This is a genomic window from Streptomyces sp. NPDC093795 (assembly GCF_044764665.1).
In the GTDB taxonomy this organism is placed as follows: Bacteria; Actinomycetota; Actinomycetes; order Streptomycetales; family Streptomycetaceae; genus Streptomyces.
The window spans coordinates 67638-83972 of record NZ_JBIWIO010000015.1; the positions used below are offsets into that span (position 1 = coordinate 67638).

A 16335-nucleotide genomic window follows, 5' to 3' on the forward strand; every position below is an offset into this window, starting at 1 on the left:
GCGTCTACGCTGAGAGCCGCTGTTGGAGCCCCCTTCACCCACCCACGCGCCGAGGAGACCCCCCAGATGTCAGCGGAGCACCCCACCCTTCCCCCCGTTCGGCTCCTTGCGGACGCGGAGCTGGCGCGGGACGCCCTGGCCGCCCCCCTCCTCGCCCAGGCGGTACGGCTCGCCCGCTGGGCCGGACCCCACACCCGGGTCGACGCGGGCGGCGAACTCGTCGACGAGCAGCTGCCCGAGGCCGTCGGGGTGCTGGGCCTCGACGACGACGAGGACGGCGAGATGTGGGCGGGCGACGCCTGGCGGCTCGCCGTCGACACCGGCCTGGTGGCCGTGGAGGACGGCCAGGAGGCGGAGGACGGTGACACCCCCGGGCGGGCCGCGCCCGGCGAGAACCTGGCGATCGTCAAGGGCGGCTCCCCCCAGGACGTCCTCACGCTCTGGCTCGAAGCCTTCGACACCGTCTTCGCCGACGCCGTCGCCCCCGTCCTCGACGACCTGGACGCCATCGTCGGCGAGGACGGCGAGATCGACATCGAGTCCCTCGACTGGGACCCGGAGGCGGAGGCCGAGTTCCTGGAAGGCGTCCTCGGCAACCTCTACCTGCTGACCGTCAGCGAGGGCGGTCCCGGCGAGGGACCGGTGCCGCTGCCCGCGCTCGCCGCCTCGATGGTCGTCCCCGACGACATGGGCGAACCCACCGACGACGTCCTGGAGCAGGTCTCGGACGCGATGATGCGGCTCGACGAGCAGTTCCGGCTCCTGGAGCCGATCGGCCTCGTCGAGTACCAGCCCGTCGACGAGGCCCTGATGGCCGAGGAGGGCGAGGAGGCCGCACCGCCCGTCGACGACGAGGACGTCACCCGGTACGGCATGGTCCGGCTCACCCCGCTCGGCCTCTACGGCATCCGGGTCAGGATGCTGGAGGCCGGCGTGGACGCCCCCGCCGTCGGTGACCTCGCGGACAAGGGCGCCGACGCGCTCCTCGACGGGATCGCCGGCTACCCGGAGGCCGCGGCGCGGGAGGAGACCGCCGGCTGGCTGGCCGGGCGCGACGCGCTCGGTGCGGCCCGGGAGCTGCTCCACGCCGCGCGCGGCGCGGACGCGGGCTCGCCGCTGCGCCGCCTCCACTGCCAGCAGACGCTCTCCCTGGTCGGCGCCGAGGCGGAGCCGGCGGTACGGGAGGTCCTGGACGACGCCGAACTCGGCGGCCTGGCGCGGGTCTGGCTCGCCGAGCGGGGCGCGACGGACGTGCCCGCGCCGCCGGAGTCGATGATCTTCTGGCTGGCGATCGACACGATCGCGGCCCAGCTCGACGCGGACGGTGACCTGGAGGAGCTCCAGGAGCTGATCGAGGGCCTCACCGGCCGCCACAGCGGTTTCTTCGAGGCGGCCTGGCGGGTGGAGCACCCCGCGACGGCGGAGGTCCTGGACGCGATGGGACGCCTCCACCGGGACAAGACCGTGGCCAAGGAGGCCCGCAAGTCCGCCTTCAAGGCGCGCTCCCGTTCGGGGTCCTGACGCGGGGCCCGTACGAGCGCGGCGACAGCTGGGGCGTGCGTGGACCGGGGCCCGGCGGCTCGTGCCCGGCGGTGTTCCCGTGGCGTTCAGGCGGTGTTCGTGGCGGCGCGGGAGGGTGACCCGCGACACCCGGCCAGCACAGGGAGAACGCCACACCATGCCCCTCAACCGCAGAGAGTTCAGCAAGCAGTCCGCCGTCGCCGGTGCGGGGCTCGCCCTCACCGGTGTCGTCGGCGCGCTCGCCACCGCGCCCGAGGCGCTCGCCTCCGACGACCCGGAGGCGTACGGCGGCCACGACCACGGCCATGGGCACGGTCACGGCCACCGGCTCGGCTACGGACCGCTCGTCGCGGACCCCGAGGGGATCCTCGCCCTGCCCGCCGGGTTCACCTACCGCGTCGTCACCCGCACCGGCGTGACCCGCCTGGAGTCCGGCGAGTTCACGCCCTCCAACCACGACGGCACCGCCGCCTTCGCCGGGCCGCGCGGCACCACGTACCTCGTCAACAACCACGAGCTCAAGGGCACCCGCGACAAGTGGGCCCACCCCGTCCCGCTCACCGAGGGGCTCGTCTACGACCCGGCCGCGGCCGGCGGCTGCACGGTCGTCGAGGTGCACCGCGACGGCACCGTCGCCGAGTGGGTCGGCATCGCCGGCACCTCCACCAACTGCGCGGGCGGCAGCACCGCCTGGGGCACCTGGCTGACCGGCGAGGAGAACTCCGACCGCGCCGGTGTCAACGGCATGACCAAGGACCACGGCTACGTCTTCGAGGTCGACCCGCGCGACCGCCGCGCCAACCGCGACCCGAAGCCGGTCAAGGCCTTCGGCCGGTACGACCACGAGGCCGTCGTCATCGACCCCAGGCGGGGCCACGCCTACCTCACCGAGGACGCCTCCAACCCCAACGGGCTCCTCTTCCGCTGGGTGCCGCCGAAGGGCTTCGAGCACGGCCGCGGCAAACTCCGTACCCTCGCCGACGACGCCGGTGTGCTCCAGGCCGCCAAGTGCATCGACTCCGGCGGCCGCTTCGTCGACGACCTCTCCCGCGCGAGCCGGATCGGCACCGTCTACGGCGTGGACTGGGTCGACGTCCCCGACCGCGACGGCCGCACCACCTCCGTCCGCAAGCAGTTCACGGACGGCCAGGTCACCCGCGCCCGCAAGCTGGAGGGCATGTGGTGGGCCGACGGCGGCGCCTACGTCGTCTCCTCCTACGCGCGCGCGGAGAGCCCCGGCGCCGCGCACGACGGCCAGGTCTGGTTCTACGACCCCAAGCGCCGCACCCTCACCCTGAAGGTGCTGCTCGGGGTGAACGCGAACCCGGACGCGGACGGCGCCTACGACGGCCCCGACAACATCACCGTCTCCCCGTACGGCGGGCTCGTCATCGCCGAGGACGGCGAGGGCGTCCAGCACCTCTTCGGCGCCACCGACTCGGGCCGCACCTACCCGATCGCCCGCAACGACCTCAATGACAGCGAGTTCGCCGGCGTCACCTTCTCGCCCGACGGCGACACGCTGTTCGCCAGCATCCAGAACCCGGGCATCATGGTCGCGATCACCGGCCCCTGGCGGCGCCAGCCGCGCCGCTGAGACGAATGCTGACCCCTGGTCAGTTCCCTGGCCTGACATCTAACATGCCAGCCCATGGACGCTCTACGGCCCGTGGGCCGGACCCTGCTGCGTGACCGGGCGTACGAGGCGCTGCGCGAGGCCATCGTGCGCGGCGACCTCGCCCCCGGCGCACCGCTCAAGGACGCCGACCTCGCCGGACGGCTCGGGCTCTCGCGCGCACCCGTGCGCGAGGCCCTGGCCAGGCTCTGCGGCGAGGGGCTCGTCGAGTCCAAGCCGCAGAGCTACACCCGGGTCACCCGGCCGGTCAGCCGGGTCGTCCGGGACGCCGCCTCGGTGGTGCGGGTGATGCACGAACTCGCCGCCAGGACCGGCGTACCCCTTCTCGGGCCCGAGGGCATCCGGGCCATGCGCGAGGCCAACGAGCGTTTCGCCGCGGCCGTGCGGGCCTCCGACGTGGAAGCCGCCCTGACCGCCGACGACGAGCTCCACCAGGTCCTCGTCGTCGCCAGCGGCAACCACGCCGCCGCCGCCACGATCGAGCGGTACACCCCTCTGATCCGCCGCGTGGAGCGGCGGCTCTTCGGTGACGCCGGAAGCTGCGGATCGGCCGAGCTGCACGCCCGGCTCATCGACGCCTGCGAGGCGGGGGACGCGGCGGAGGCGGTACGGGTCACCACGGAGATCTGGGCGGCCCTCGAACAGCTCGCGGACGACGCGATCGAGGTGGCCGAGGTCACGGGCATCCCGGGACCGGCGGTTCCGTAGCGGCGCCGGGGACCACCCGTAGCAGCGTCCAGGAACGTCGTCCAGCAGCCGTCACCCACCGGGAGCCGCTTTGCCGATCACCGACTTCGACCGCTATCCGCTCCTCTTCGGGCCCTCGCCCGTCCACCCGCTCGAACGGCTCAGTCACCACCTCGGCGGCGCCACCCTCTGGGCCAAGCGCGAGGACTGCAACTCCGGTGTCGCGTACGGCGGGAACAAGACCCGCAAGCTGGAGTACCTGGTCGCCGACGCCCTCGCGCGGGGCTGCGACACCCTCGTCTCCATAGGCGGCGTCCAGTCAAACCACACCCGCCAGGTCGCCGCCGTCGCCGCCCGCGCCGGACTGCGCTGCGTCCTCGTCCAGGAGAGCTGGGTCGACTGGCCCGACCCCGGCTACGACAAGGTCGGCAACATCCTGATCAGCCGTCTCGCGGGCGCCGACGTCCGGCTGGTCCGGGCCGGCTTCGGCATCGGCTTCAAGGAGAGCTGGGAGCAGGCCCTGCGGGAGGTCGAGGAGAGCGGCGGGAAGCCGTACGCGATCCCGGCGGGCGCCTCCGACCACCGGCTCGGCGGTCTCGGCTTCGCGAACTGGGCGTACGAGGTGGCCGAGCAGGAGCGCGCGCTCGGCGTCTTCTTCGACACGGTGGTGGTCTGCTCGGTGACCGGCTCCACCCAGGCCGGCATGGTCGCGGGCTTCGCCGCGCTCGCCGAGGAGGGCGGTCCGGCGCGCCGGATCATCGGCGTCGACGCGTCCGCGAAGCCCGGTCCGACGCATGAGCAGATCACCCGGATCGCCCGGGACACCGCCGCCCTCATCGGGGTCGAGCGGCCGGTGACGGCGGCCGACGTCGAGCTGGACGAGCGCTACCACGCCGGGGTGTACGGCGTCCCGGACGAGACCACCCTCGACGCGATGCGGCTCGCCGCCCGCACCGAGGGCATGGTCACCGACCCCGTGTACGAGGGGAAGTCGATGGCGGGTCTGGTCGATCTGGTGGACCGGGGAGAGATCGGCCGGGACTCGACCGTGCTCTACGTCCACCTCGGCGGCCAGCCCGCCCTCAACGCCTACAGCGCGCTCTTCTAGCCGCGGGCCGCGGCCGGTCGCTCAGAGTGCCTGGGCGGCCGGCTTCACCATGCCCCGGACCGTCCGGGACTTCACGAACTCGCCGATGGCCGTCATCTCCCACTCACCGGAGAACTGCTTGATCAGCTTGGCCATCATCACGCCGGTCTGCGGCTCGGCGGTGGTCAGGTCGAAGCGGACCAGCTCCTCGCCGGTCGCCGCGTCCATCAGCCGGCAGTAGGCCTTGGCGACCTCGGTGAACTTCTGGCCGGAGAAGGAGTTGACCGTGAAGACCAGACCAGTGGTGTCGGCCGGCAGCCGGCCGAGGTCGACGACGATCACCTCGTCGTCGCCCGCGCCCTCGCCGGTGAGGTTGTCGCCGGAGTGCTTCACAGAGCCGTTGAGAATGGAGAGCTTGCCGAAGTAGCAGCTGTCCAGGTGGTTGCGCTGGGGGCCGTACGCGATGACGGAGGCGTCCAGGTCGATGTCCTTGCCCCGGTAGGCGGGCTCCCAGCCGAGGCCCATCTTGACCTGGGAGAGCAGCGGACGGCCGCCCTTGACCAGGGACACGGTCTGGTTCTTCTGGAGGCTGACCCGACCCTTGTCGAGGTTGATCTTGCCGGTGGAGACGGGGGCGGCGGGCGCGGCGGCCGGGGGAGCGGGCGGCGTCACGGCCGCGATGCGGGGATCCACCGGGGCGGCCGGGGGCGCGACCGGCGCGGGCGGGGCGACGGGGGCGGGCGCGGCGGCTGCCGGGGCCGCGGCGGGCGCGTCGTCCACGGAGACGCCGAAGTCCGTCGCGATGCCCGCGAGCCCGTTCGCGTAGCCCTGGCCCACGGCGCGGGCCTTCCACGCGCCGTTGCGCAGGTAGATCTCGACGACGACGAGCGCGGTCTCGGTGGCCAGCTGGGGCGGGGTGAAGGTGGCGAGGACGCTGTTGTCGTCCGCGTTGCGCAGGGTCGCCGTGGGTTCGATGCCCTGGAAGGTCTGGCCCGCGGCGTCCGGGCTCGCGGTGACGACGATCCTCTCGATGCCGGGCGGGAGGGCGCCGGTGTCCACCAGGATCGCGTCGGGGGCGGCACCGCCGCCGGAGCGGTAGGAGACACCGGGCCCGGACGGCTGGTTGTAGAAGATGAAGTCGTCGTCCGAGCGCACCTTGCCGTTGGCGCCGAGCAGCAGGCCCGAGACGTCGAGCCGCACGGGGGCGGCGACGTCCACCGCCACGCGAGCGACGGTGAGAGGGATGTTCGAGCCGGGGGTCATAGCGGTCATGCCAAGGCTAACGATCCGGGCCCCTTTGCCGTTCCCTTACCCTCGCCGGGTTCGGCCACCTTGATTACGGGGGTGGCTTCCGGCCTGCCGTTCGTTGCCGAAGCGGTACGAGCCCGTCCACCGGGCCATCACCAGCTGGGCGTCGCCCGACTCGACCTCCGCCAGGAACTTCCCGGCCCGGCCGCCGCGAAGGACGCCCGCGGCGCGGCCGAGGTGGGTGAGGACGACGGAGCCGTCATGGCGCCGCTCGTACGTGAATCCATGGGGTCGTGGCATGCCGGGCATCCTGCCGTTCCCGGTCAGATCCGTCATATGAATATTCTTTCGCCCCATGGGTGCAGGGGGCGCGGTGGGCGCTGTGGGTGGGAACTGTTTCCGGACGCGGGACGTGGACGAGGCGCGCGAGGAGCTCGACGTCCGCTACTACGCGAACCGGATGGACGTCGTCGACCGGGAGCGGCGCCCCTTCGCGGCGCGTTTCGACACCGTCGTGCTCGGCCCGCTCGTCATCGGCGACCTGAGCTGCGGGGCCGATGTGCGGATGAGCTTCGGTGAACTCGGCGCGTACCACCTGAACGCGCCGCTCAGCGGCAGGATGGAGATGCGCCAGGGCGGGGCCCCGATCGTCGCGACGGCCGCGGAGGCACTGCTCCTCGACCCGGCGGGGGACACCTTCCTCGACCGCTGGAGCGGGGACTGCCGGACGCTGTCGGTGAAGGTCGGGGCGGCCGAGCTGCGCGACCGCCTGGAGCAGCTGATCGGCCGCGCGCCCCGGGGGTCGCTGGTCTTCGCGCCCGGCCTGGACATCAGCCGCGGTCCCGGTCTGAGCTGGGTGCGCTTCGCCCGTCAGGTCGCCGCGGAGGCTCTCGCGGGCGAGGGTCTCGCCCGGCACGAGCTGGTGGCGCGCCCTTTGCAGGAGGCGCTGCTCAACGGGCTGCTGCTCGCCGCCGAGCACCCCTGGCGGGAGGCGTTGGCCCACCCGGGCGAGCCACGGCGCCCGGCCCCGGTCAAACGCGCGATGGACGCGGTACGGGAACGCCCCGAGCACCCCTTCACGACCACCGAGCTCGCGGCCCTGGCCCGGGTGAGCGTGCGCCGCCTCCAGGAGTCGTTCCGGGAGTACGTGGGGATGTCACCGATGGCGTACGTACGGGAGGTCCGTCTCGACCGGGTCCGCGAGGAGCTGCGGGCGGCCGCGCCGGACGAGGTGAGCGTGAGCGAGGTGGCCTGGCGCTGGGGCTTCGCCCATCAGGGCCGGTTCGCGGCCCGCTACCGGGAGAAGTTCGGGGAGTCGCCGTCCCGGACCCTGCGCGCGTCGCCCTGACCGCGGCGACCCACCGCGCAATCCGGACAGGAGCCGCGTTCAGCGGCTCGCGATGATCTTCGTCCGGGCCTACGGTGAGCAGGTCCGGTCTGCCAGCGCGCACCCGTGACCCGGGCCCCGGCCGGCTCCCCCGTATCAGTCCGGCCGGGTCCTGCGTACCTTCGCTCTCCCACCGTCAGTGCGGCCACCGGGGCGGGTCCACGCAGAAGTGGCCGCCCAGGTAGAGGTCGTCGGCGCTGCCCTCGGGCGGCAGGCCCTTCTCGGCGATGAGCTTCTCCGCGTACGCCTCCGAGTCGTCCTCCGGCTCGAAGCCGAGCGCCCGGGCCGTGGAGAGGTCCCACCACGCGCGCGTGTTGGCGGAGGAGCCGTACACCACCGTGTGGCCGACGTCCGGGGCGGTGAGCGTGGTGTGCAGGAGGCGGGCGCAGTCGGCGGGGCTGAGCCACATCGACAGCATCCGTACCGAGGTGGGCTCGGGGAAGCAGGAGCCGATGCGGACGGAGACGGTCTCGATGCCGTGCTGGTCCCAGTAGAGCTGCGCCAGGTCCTCGCCGAAGCACTTGGAGAGGCCGTAGAAGGTGTCGGGGCGGTGCGGGGTGTCGACCGGGACGAGCGGTTCGCCCTCGCGGGGGCGGCGGGTGAAGCCGACGGCGTGGTTGCTGGAGGCGAACACCACGCGCCGGACGCCCTCCTCGCGGGCGGCCTCGTAGAGGTGGTACGTCCCGGCGATGTTGGTGGCCATGATCTTCTCGAAGCTCGACTCCAGGGAGATGCCCGCCAGGTGCACGATCGCGTCGACGCCCCGGACCGCCTCCCGCAGCGCCGCGCGGTCCGCGAGGTCGGCGACGATCGCGTCCGGCGCTCCCGGTACCGGGGCGACGTCCAGGAGACGGAGCTCGTAGCCGTACGGGGGCAGCAGCTCCCGCATCAGCGTGCCGACGCCCCCGGCGGCGCCGGTGAGCAGGACGGTGCGGGGTGCGGACATGGAGCGGGTCTCCTCTGCTGAGCGGCATTCACAACCATGGACACGCTAGGGAGCGGGTCGACGGACCGTCAAGGGAGTGGCATACGGCTGGTCTTCTTCTTGACCGGCGGATCGCCCTGTTCTAGCGTGCCTCGGGTCAACGTTCATGCATATGGATGACAGTCAGAACTGTGCACGACGGACTTCCCTGGGAGCGCCCGTGACCACTGCCCCGCTGGCCGGCCGGCTCGACGGCCTGCTGTTCTTCCCCGTCACCGCCTTCGCGCCGGACGGCTCCGTCGACCTCGACACCTTCCGCGCGCACGTACGCGCGGGGATCGACGCGGGCGCCGCCGCCGTGTTCGCCTGCTGCGGCACCGGCGAGTTCCACGCCCTCACCCCCGAGGAGTTCAGGGACTGCGTCGCCGCCGCCGTCGAGGAGGCCGCCGGCCGCGTCCCCGTCGTCGCGGGCGCCGGCTACGGCACCGCACTCGCCGTCCGGTACGCCCGGCTCGCCGAGGAGGCCGGCGCCGACGGACTCCTCGCCATGCCGCCCTACCTCGTCGTCGCCGACCAGGCAGGCCTGCTCCGCCACTACACCGAACTCGCCGCCGCCACCTCGCTCGACGTCATCGTGTACCAGCGGGACAACGCGATCCTCACCCCCGCCACCGCCGTCGCCCTCGCCCGCACCGACGGGATCATCGGCCTCAAGGACGGCCTCGGCGACCTCGACCTCATGCAGCGGATCGTCAGCGCCGTCCGCGCCGAGGGCCTCGACCTGCTCTACTTCAACGGCCTGCCGACCGCCGAACTCACCGGCGCCGCCTACCGGGGCATCGGCGTCACCCTCTACTCCTCCGCCGTCTTCTGCTTCGCCCCCGACCTCGCCCTCGCCTTCCACCGCGCCCTCGCCACCGGCGACGACACCACCGTGAACCTCCTCGTCGACGGCTTCTACCGGCCCCTCGTCGAACTCCGCTCCCAGGGCCGTGGATACGCCGTCTCGCTCGTCAAGGCGGCGGTACGCAGGGGAGGCCTGGACGTCGGCGAGGTACGGCCCCCGCTGAGCGAGCCCGCCCCCGAGCACGTCGACGAACTCGTCCGGCTCGTCGAGCACGGCCGCGCCCTCCTCAAGGAGGCCGGCGCATGAGAGCGGGAGCCTTCGTCTACCCCTGGGACGTCGACGGCGACCCCGCCGCGCCCGCGCTCCTCGCCGGGCTCGGCCTCGCGCAGGTCACGCTCGCCGCCGCCTACCACTCCACCCGGGCGCTGACCCCCCGCCACCCCGGCCACCGGATCGTCACCGCCGAGTACGCCGCCGTGCTCTACCCGCCGGACCCGGACCGCTGGGCGGGCCGCCCGCTCCGCCCGTACCCGGCGGGGGAATGGGCGCCCGGCGACTCCTTCGGGCGGGCGGCCGAGGCCCTCGCCGCCACCGGTCTCGACGTGCACAGCTGGGTCGTCCTCGCCCACAACTCCCGGCTCGGCGCGGAGCACCCGGAGACCTCCGTCGTCAACGCCTACGGCGACCGCTACCCCTGGGCCCCCTGCATCGCCCGCCCCGAGGTCCGCGCCCTGCTCGTCGACCTGGCCGCCGAGGCCGCCGTACGGCCCGGCGCGGCCGGCACCGAACTGGAGTCCTGCGGCTGGTACGGCCTCGCCCACCTCCACGCCCACGACAAGACCGGCGGCGTCACGCTCGGGGAGCGCGAGCAGTACCTGATGTCGCTCTGCTTCTGCCCCTCCTGCCGTCAGGGGTACGGGGACGGGGGCGCCGACCCCGACGAGCTCGCCGCCGCCGTGCGCCGCGCCCTGGAGCCCGTGTGGGCCGGGACGGGACCGGCGGGCGGACTCGGCGCCCTCGAGGCCCCCGCCCTCGCCTGGCGCGCCGGGACCGCCCGTACCCTCCAGGAGGCCGCCGTGGCCGCCGTACGGGCCGCGGCGCCGCCCGGTTTCCGGGTCCTGCTGCACGCCGACCCGGACCCGTACCGCTGCGGCGCCGACGCCGGCACCGACCCGGCGCACGTCCTCGGCCTCGGCGACGGGGTGGTCGCCCGCCCGCACCGGGTCGCGGACTTCGCCGCCCACGCCCGCCCGGACACCGTCCTCGCCGCGAACCTGTCCGTCGTCGCCGGGATGGGCGGCGCCCCCGACCGGCTCACCGAGGACGCCGAGCGGGCCCGCGAGGCGGGCGCGACCGAACTGCGGCTCTACCACGCCGGTCTCGCCTCCGACGAGGACCTCGGCGCCGTTCGGACGGCCCTGCGGAAACTCGGCTAGGGCGTGTCCGGCCCTGATCCGCCGGACACACCCTGGGCCGCTCGCCGCTCCCCCCGGGGGCGGCGGGCCGCCGTCTCACCAGGCCAGGTCCTCCAGCGCGTCCATGTCCGGCAGCGCCGCCGGCGCGGGCTCCCCGGCCGCGCCCGGCCGCAGCTCCGCCCAGATCGTCTTGCCGCGCCGGCCGTACCGGGTGCCCCAGCTCTCCGCGTACTGCGCCACCAGATACAGTCCGCGCCCGCCCTCGTCCGTCGTCGCCGCGTGCCGCAGATGCGGGGAGGTGCTGCTGCCGTCCGACACCTCGCAGATCAGCGCCCGGTCGTGGAGCAGCCGTACCCGGACCGGATCGGCCCCGTACCGCACCGCGTTCGTGATCAGCTCGCTGAGGATCAGCTCCGCCGTGAACGCCAGGTCCTCAAGGCCCCACTCCGCCAGCTTCGCCGCCGCCGCGTTCCGTACCGGCGACACCGCCGACGGGTCCCGCGCCACCTCCCACTCGGCGATCCGGTCCCGCTCCAGGAGCCGGGTCCGGGCCACGAGCAGCGCGATGTCGTCACGCGGCGAGGGAGAGAGCAGCGTCGCCAGCACGTCCGCGCAGATCTGCTCCGGGCTCCGGTCCGGCCGGGCCAGCGTGGACCCCAGCAGCCCGAGCCCCGTGTCCAGGTCCCGGCCCCGGTCCTCGAGGAGGCCGTCCGTGTAGAGCACCAGCTTGCTGCCCTCCGTCAGCCGCAGCTCCGTCACCTCGAACGGCACGTCGCCCAGACCGAGCCCGAGCGGAAGCCCCGGCGCGAGCTCGGGGAACTCGACCCGCCCGTCGGGATTCACGAGCGCCGGACCCGGATGCCCCGCGCTCGCCACCGTGCACAGGCCGGACGCCGGATCGTAGATCGCGTACAGACAGGTCGCGCCGGTGATGCCCTCCTCCCGCCGCCGCCCCTCGCCCTCAGGCCCCTCCGACCGGTCGTCGATCCGGGCCGTCAGCTCGTCCAGATGGCCGAGCAGCTCGTCCGGCGGCACATCGAGCGTCGAGAAGTTGTGCACCGCCGTCCGCAGCCGCCCCATGGTCGCCGCCGCGTGCAGCCCGTGCCCCACCACGTCCCCCACCACGAGCGCCACCCGCGCCCCCGGCAGCGGGATCACGTCGAACCAGTCGCCCCCCACGCCCGCCTTCGCCGGGAGATAGCGGTACGCCACGTCCACCGCGCTCTGCTCGGGCAGCACCCGCGGCAGCAGGCTCCGCTGGAGCGTCACCGCCATCGTGTGCTCCCGGGTGAACCGGCGCGCGTTGTCGATCGCGACCGCCGCCCGCGCCGCCAGCTCCTCCGCGAACGACAGATCCTCCTCCCCGAACGGCTCCGGGGTGTCCGCCCGCCAGAAGTTGGCCATCCCCAGGACCACCCCGCGCGCCAGGAGCGGCACCGTGAGCAGCGAGTGCATCCCGAAGGCGAGGGCCTGCGCCGCCCCCTCCGGGTCCTGCGCCCGCCAGCCCTCCGCCGCCGCCAGCTCCGCCTGCACCACCGCGTGGCCGGCGCCGAGCGCCGTCGCCATCGGGGTGCTGGGGACATCGAAACGCACGATGTCCCCGACCGGCTGGAGCGGCTGGTCGGGACGCAGCCCGCATAGCGCCGTCCGCCGCATCTCCGTCGTCGCCGTCGCGGCCTCCGGCGGCTCCTCGCCACGCAGCACCGGTTCGAGCAGCTCCACCGTCGCGAAGTCCGCGAACCGCGGCACCGCCACCTCCGCGAGCTCCTCCGCCGTCCGTACGACCTCCAGCGTCGTACCGATCCGCACCCCCGCCTCGTACAGCAGCTGGAGCCTGCCACGGGCCACCGACGCCCGGCCGGTGAGGGCGGCCAGCTCGGTGGTGTCCCGCATCGTCATCACACAACCGGACTCGTGCCCGTCCGGGATCGTGGGCCGCACGCTCACCGCGAGCAGCCGGTCGCCCGCCCGGTGCACCTCGTCCGTCGCCGACCGGCCCGACTCCAGGAGCTCGACCGTCCGCGGGTCGAGGCCGAGCTCCGACACGTGCAGCCGCTCCGCGTCCGCCGTGAGACCGAGGAGCCGGCGCGCCTCGTCGTTGGCGAGCAGCAGCCGGCGGTCCGCGCCCACGATCAGGACGCCCTCGCGCACCGCGTGCAGGACCGCCTCGTGGTGCTCCTTCATCCGGGTCATCTCGGCCGGGCCGAGGCCGTGTGTCTGCCGCCGCAGCCGCCGGCTGACGAGCGCGGCCCCGCCCACGGCGACCACGAGGGCGCCCGCCGCCGCGCCCACGAGCAGCGGTAGCCGTCCTTCCACCGCGTCCGCGACGCTCTCCAGCTCGATGCCGCTGGTGACCATGCCGACGATCTTGCCCCGGTCGTCCACGACGGGGACCACGGCCCGTACGGCGTCGTTGGGGGCGCCACGGAACAGCTCGGTGAAGGACTCGCCGTCCACCGTGGCGCGCGTGAGGTCGCCGGTCGCCCTGCGGCCGATCAGCTGCGGCTCCGAGTCGGTGTACCGCACCCCGGCCGGGCTCAGGACCGCGATGAAGTCCACCCCCGTCGCCCGCCGGGTGGCCTCGGCCCGGTCCTGGAGCTCCGCCGTCGGATCGCGCGAGGTCAGCGCCTCGTCGACGCCCGGCGACTTCGCGAAGGCCTCCGCGACGGCGAGGGAACGGATCCGGGCGTCGTGCTCGGTGTCGCTGCGCGCCTGGTGCAGGGTCACGAACACGGCCGCCGCGATCACCAGGAGCGCGATCAGCGCCTCCAGGGCGAACACCTGCCCGGCGACACTCCGGAGCCCGGTGTTGCGCTCCCGCGCACCCGGCCGCCGGTCCCGGTCCCGCTTTCGGTTCGGGTCCCGGTCCCGGTTCCGGTCCCGGGCCGTCATTCCGTGCTCCGGGCGATGAGCAGCGCCACGTCGTCCGCGGCGCCCGGCCGGCGCAGTGCCCGCAGCAGCAGGTCACAGGTCTCCTCAAGGGGCCCGCGCGCCTCGTCGAGCAGGCCCACGAGCAGGGCGAGCCGCTCGTCGATCGCCTCGTGGCGGGTCTCGACCAGACCGTCCGTGTACAGCACGAGCACGTCCCCGGGCCGGAAGGACACCCGGGTCGTACGGAAGGTGGCACCGCCCACCCCGAGCGGCAGCCCCGGCGGCACCGCCACCAGCTCGGCCGGCCCGTCCACCGGGACCCGTACCGGCGGGAGATGGCCCGCGTTCGAGATCCGGCACCGTGCACGGGCCGGGTCGTGCACGGCGAACAGACAGGTCGCGATGTAGTGCTCGAGGCCGGCCGTGATCCGGTCCAGATGCCGCAGCACCTGCGCCGGCGCCAGATCGAGGTCCGCGAACGCGCAGGTCGCCGTCCGTAGCCGCCCCATCGTCGCCGCCGCGTCGATCCCGCTGCCCATGACGTCCCCGACGACGAGCGCTGTCTTGTCGTCGGGCAGCGGGATCACGTCGTACCAGTCGCCGCCGACCTCGCTCGACGCCTGCGCCGGCTGGTAGCGGGCCGCGACCTCGAGACCCGCCCGCTTCGGCGGAGTGCCGGGCAGCAGACTGCGCTGGAGCGTCACCGCCGAGTTCCGCACGCTCTGGTACCAGCGCGCGTTGTCGATGCTGACCGCGGCGCGCGCCGCGAGTTCCGTCGCGAGCAGCACGTCGTCGCCGTCGAAGGGCAGCGCGTTCCGGTCCCGTTTGAGGTCGAGCGCCCCCAGCACCTCGCCGCGCGCGATCAGCGGCACCGCGAGATACGAGTGCACCCCGGCCCGGGCGAGCAGCTCCGCCGCCTCGGGGCTCCGCGCGATCCGCGACAGGTCACCGGGGCCGACGTGCTCCACCAGGACCGGCAGACCGGTGTGCACGCACCGGGTGACGAGCCGGTCCGCCCCGTACATCGCGACCGCCCCCGGCGGGTCCGCCGCCGGCAGCGCCTCCGTCTGCGACCCCGCCTTCACCGCGAGCGCCCGGAACAGCTCGGGCCCCTCTTCGGGCGCGCCGGGCCTGCGCAGGGTCAGGACGGAGTCGAGGACGTCGACGGCGGCGATGTCCGCGAGTTCCGGCACCACCACGGAGGCGAGTTCGTCGGCGGTCCGCTCCACCTCCAGGGTGGTGCCCACCCGGGCCGAGGCGTCCGCGATGAGCGCGAGCCGCCGCCGGGACCGGTCCGCGATCGCGTCCGCCCGGTGCCGCGCGGTCACGTCGATCACCGAGGCCGCGACCCCCAGGACCCGGTCCTCGGCCCCTTCGAGGCGGTAGAGGGACACCGACCAGGCGTGCTCGCGGTCCGGGTCCGCCGGGGTCTGCCCGACGAGCGGCTGGTCGAGCAGCGGGATCCCCGTGGCCAGTACGGTGCGCAGCGAGGTCTCGAAGGCCCGCGCGTCGACCAGCGGCAGCATGTCGCCGACCCGCCGCCCGATGTGCTGCGCGGCCGGAATGCCGTTGATCCGCTCCAGGGCCGGGTTGACCAGGACGTAGCGAAGGTCGGTGTCCAGGACGGCCAGGCCGATCGGGGACTGGGAGACGAGCCGGTCGGAGAGGGCGAGCTCGGTCTCGACCCGCTCGACGGCGGCGCGGTCGGCGGCGATCCCGAGCGCGTACAGGCCGCCCAGGTCGTCGGTGAGCCGCATGTTGCGGAACTCCACGCGCCGGACGCTGCCGTCCTTGTGCCGTACGGGGAAGGTGCCGGCCCAGGACGTGCCCTCGCGCAGCACCTCGCCGAAGAGCCGAATCGCCTCCTCGCGGTGCTCATCGCCGACGATCAGCCGGGCCACGTACCGGCCGAGCGCCTCGTCGGCGGAGAATCCGAAGAGGGCCTCCGCCTGCGGGCTCCACAGCACGATCCGGCCCCGCGCGTCGACCACGATGGCGGCGACCCCGATCACGTCGAGGAGACCCCGGTGGTCCAGGGGCACACCCGCCCGCCCCGTCGCCCCCGGGAAGGAACCGGCCGTCACACTGCCCTCCTCCCGCCGCGCGCGCCTCCTTCCATGCTCGCCGCCCGCCGGGCGCCCCGCACCGCGAGCGGCGCACGCGGGGACGGTACGGCTCCGTCAGCGGGCGGGCCTCGATGTCTCGGCGGATTCCAGGACGGCGTCCTGTCGACCAGGCCGGGCGCCGCTCCTCTCGTACCGCAACGCCACCCCCGTCACCACCGCGCCGAGGCCCTCCCACAGGCCCACGCCCAGGAATCCGGCCGGGGCGCGGCCGGTGACGACCGCGAGGGTGAAGACCGCGCAGGTGAGGAGCCGGAAGGGGACCGTCCAGCGGAAGAAGGGCTTCCAGTCGGCGAGCGCGGCCAGGACGTAGTAGACGCCCATGTTGAGCGCGGCCATCGAGGAGGCCGTGAGGAAGACGAGCGTGTGGTCGCCGTCCGCACGCCCGCCCTCGGGCACCGGCTCGAAGCCCATCACCGTGAGGAGCGCGTCCGGTACGACCAGGCCCACCACCCCCAGCGCGGCGGCGAGCACCCCGAAGACCGCGATGGTCCAGCCGGAGAGGGAACGGGGCAGGCGCACGGCGGTCCTCCGCGAGGTGAGAGCAGGATCGGTGGTTCGATCGTTCGACGATTCGAATGGGTGCTC

The 16335-nt window shown here is 74.0% G+C and carries 13 protein-coding genes; 7 read left to right on the forward strand and 6 right to left on the reverse strand.

Going from position 1 to position 16335, the window contains the following annotated elements:
• Positions 1 to 66 precede the first annotated feature (66 nt).
• The 4 genes from ACIRB7_RS31755 (at position 67) to ACIRB7_RS31770 (ending at position 4952) form a co-directional block, all read left to right on the forward strand.
• Entirely contained in the window at positions 67 to 1521 is a 1455-nt protein-coding gene (locus tag ACIRB7_RS31755) for a hypothetical protein (protein WP_403605650.1), read from the forward strand.
• A 157-nt stretch (positions 1522 to 1678) separates the two neighbouring features.
• Positions 1679 to 3118, forward strand: a complete 1440-nt coding sequence (locus tag ACIRB7_RS31760; protein ID WP_403605653.1) for an alkaline phosphatase PhoX — start codon at positions 1679 to 1681, stop codon at positions 3116 to 3118.
• A 54-nt stretch (positions 3119 to 3172) separates the two neighbouring features.
• Complete coding sequence (locus ACIRB7_RS31765; protein ID WP_351212867.1) at positions 3173 to 3865, forward strand: GntR family transcriptional regulator; 693 nt, start codon at positions 3173 to 3175, stop codon at positions 3863 to 3865.
• A gap of 70 nt (positions 3866 to 3935) precedes the next feature.
• Positions 3936 to 4952, forward strand: a complete 1017-nt coding sequence (locus ACIRB7_RS31770; RefSeq protein ID WP_403605656.1) for a 1-aminocyclopropane-1-carboxylate deaminase — start codon at positions 3936 to 3938, stop codon at positions 4950 to 4952.
• A gap of 21 nt (positions 4953 to 4973) precedes the next feature.
• Here ACIRB7_RS31770 and ACIRB7_RS31775 read toward each other — a convergent pair whose 3' ends face one another.
• Together ACIRB7_RS31775 and ACIRB7_RS31780 are read right to left on the reverse strand one after the other, a co-directional pair.
• Positions 4974 to 6203 carry a TerD family protein gene (locus ACIRB7_RS31775; RefSeq protein ID WP_403605659.1) on the reverse strand — a complete coding sequence of 410 codons (1230 nt, stop codon included), beginning with the start codon at positions 6201 to 6203 and terminating at the stop codon, positions 4974 to 4976.
• A 36-nt stretch (positions 6204 to 6239) separates the two neighbouring features.
• Positions 6240 to 6479 carry a hypothetical protein gene (locus ACIRB7_RS31780; RefSeq protein WP_403605662.1) on the reverse strand — a complete coding sequence of 80 codons (240 nt, stop codon included), beginning with the start codon at positions 6477 to 6479 and terminating at the stop codon, positions 6240 to 6242.
• 112 nt (positions 6480 to 6591) lie between these two features.
• Between ACIRB7_RS31780 and ACIRB7_RS31785 the strand changes: the two genes are divergently transcribed.
• On the forward strand, positions 6592 to 7527 hold the full coding sequence (locus tag ACIRB7_RS31785) for an AraC family transcriptional regulator (protein ID WP_403605665.1): 936 nt from the start codon (positions 6592 to 6594) through the stop codon (positions 7525 to 7527).
• 175 nt (positions 7528 to 7702) lie between these two features.
• On the opposite strand, the gene ACIRB7_RS31790 is transcribed toward ACIRB7_RS31785, so the two are convergent.
• Positions 7703 to 8512 carry an NAD-dependent epimerase/dehydratase family protein gene (locus tag ACIRB7_RS31790; RefSeq protein ID WP_403605668.1) on the reverse strand — a complete coding sequence of 270 codons (810 nt, stop codon included), beginning with the start codon at positions 8510 to 8512 and terminating at the stop codon, positions 7703 to 7705.
• A 199-nt stretch (positions 8513 to 8711) separates the two neighbouring features.
• On the opposite strand from ACIRB7_RS31790, the gene ACIRB7_RS31795 reads away from it, so the two are divergent.
• Entirely contained in the window at positions 8712 to 9644 is a 933-nt protein-coding gene (locus tag ACIRB7_RS31795) for a 5-dehydro-4-deoxyglucarate dehydratase (protein WP_403605671.1), read from the forward strand.
• Complete coding sequence (locus ACIRB7_RS31800; RefSeq protein WP_403605674.1) at positions 9641 to 10774, forward strand: hypothetical protein; 1134 nt, start codon at positions 9641 to 9643, stop codon at positions 10772 to 10774. The genes ACIRB7_RS31795 and ACIRB7_RS31800 overlap by 4 nt, the downstream gene beginning before the upstream one ends.
• A 75-nt stretch (positions 10775 to 10849) precedes the next feature.
• Here ACIRB7_RS31800 and ACIRB7_RS31805 read toward each other — a convergent pair whose 3' ends face one another.
• The 3 genes from ACIRB7_RS31805 to ACIRB7_RS31815 all read right to left on the reverse strand — a co-directional run bounded on the left by ACIRB7_RS31805 (position 10850) and on the right by ACIRB7_RS31815 (position 16269).
• A complete protein-coding gene (locus ACIRB7_RS31805; protein WP_403605677.1) occupies positions 10850 to 13645 on the reverse strand; it encodes a SpoIIE family protein phosphatase in 2796 nt (931 codons plus the stop codon).
• Entirely contained in the window at positions 13642 to 15708 is a 2067-nt protein-coding gene (locus tag ACIRB7_RS31810) for a SpoIIE family protein phosphatase (protein ID WP_403605680.1), read from the reverse strand. The genes ACIRB7_RS31805 and ACIRB7_RS31810 overlap by 4 nt, the downstream gene beginning before the upstream one ends.
• A gap of 96 nt (positions 15709 to 15804) precedes the next feature.
• The gene (locus tag ACIRB7_RS31815) at positions 15805 to 16269 is read right to left on the reverse strand and encodes a hypothetical protein (RefSeq protein ID WP_403605683.1); all 465 of its coding nucleotides are present in this window, start codon (positions 16267 to 16269) and stop codon (positions 15805 to 15807) included.
• Positions 16270 to 16335 lie beyond the last annotated feature (66 nt).

Excerpts from the sequence above, each read along its gene's own strand:
- ACIRB7_RS31755 (WP_403605650.1), top strand. The coding sequence starts at position 67 with ATGTCAGCGGAGCACCCCACCCTTCCCCCCGTTCGGCTCCTTGCGGAC.
- ACIRB7_RS31760 (WP_403605653.1), top strand. The coding sequence starts at position 1,679 with ATGCCCCTCAACCGCAGAGAGTTCAGCAAGCAGTCCGCCGTCGCCGGT.
- ACIRB7_RS31765 (WP_351212867.1), top strand. The coding sequence starts at position 3,173 with ATGGACGCTCTACGGCCCGTGGGCCGGACCCTGCTGCGTGACCGGGCG.
- ACIRB7_RS31775 (WP_403605659.1), bottom strand. The coding sequence starts at position 6,203 with ATGACCGCTATGACCCCCGGCTCGAACATCCCTCTCACCGTCGCTCGC.
- ACIRB7_RS31780 (WP_403605662.1), bottom strand. The coding sequence starts at position 6,479 with ATGCCACGACCCCATGGATTCACGTACGAGCGGCGCCATGACGGCTCC.
- ACIRB7_RS31790 (WP_403605668.1), bottom strand. The coding sequence starts at position 8,512 with ATGTCCGCACCCCGCACCGTCCTGCTCACCGGCGCCGCCGGGGGCGTC.
- ACIRB7_RS31800 (WP_403605674.1), top strand. The coding sequence starts at position 9,641 with ATGAGAGCGGGAGCCTTCGTCTACCCCTGGGACGTCGACGGCGACCCC.
- ACIRB7_RS31805 (WP_403605677.1), bottom strand. The coding sequence starts at position 13,645 with ATGACGGCCCGGGACCGGAACCGGGACCGGGACCCGAACCGAAAGCGG.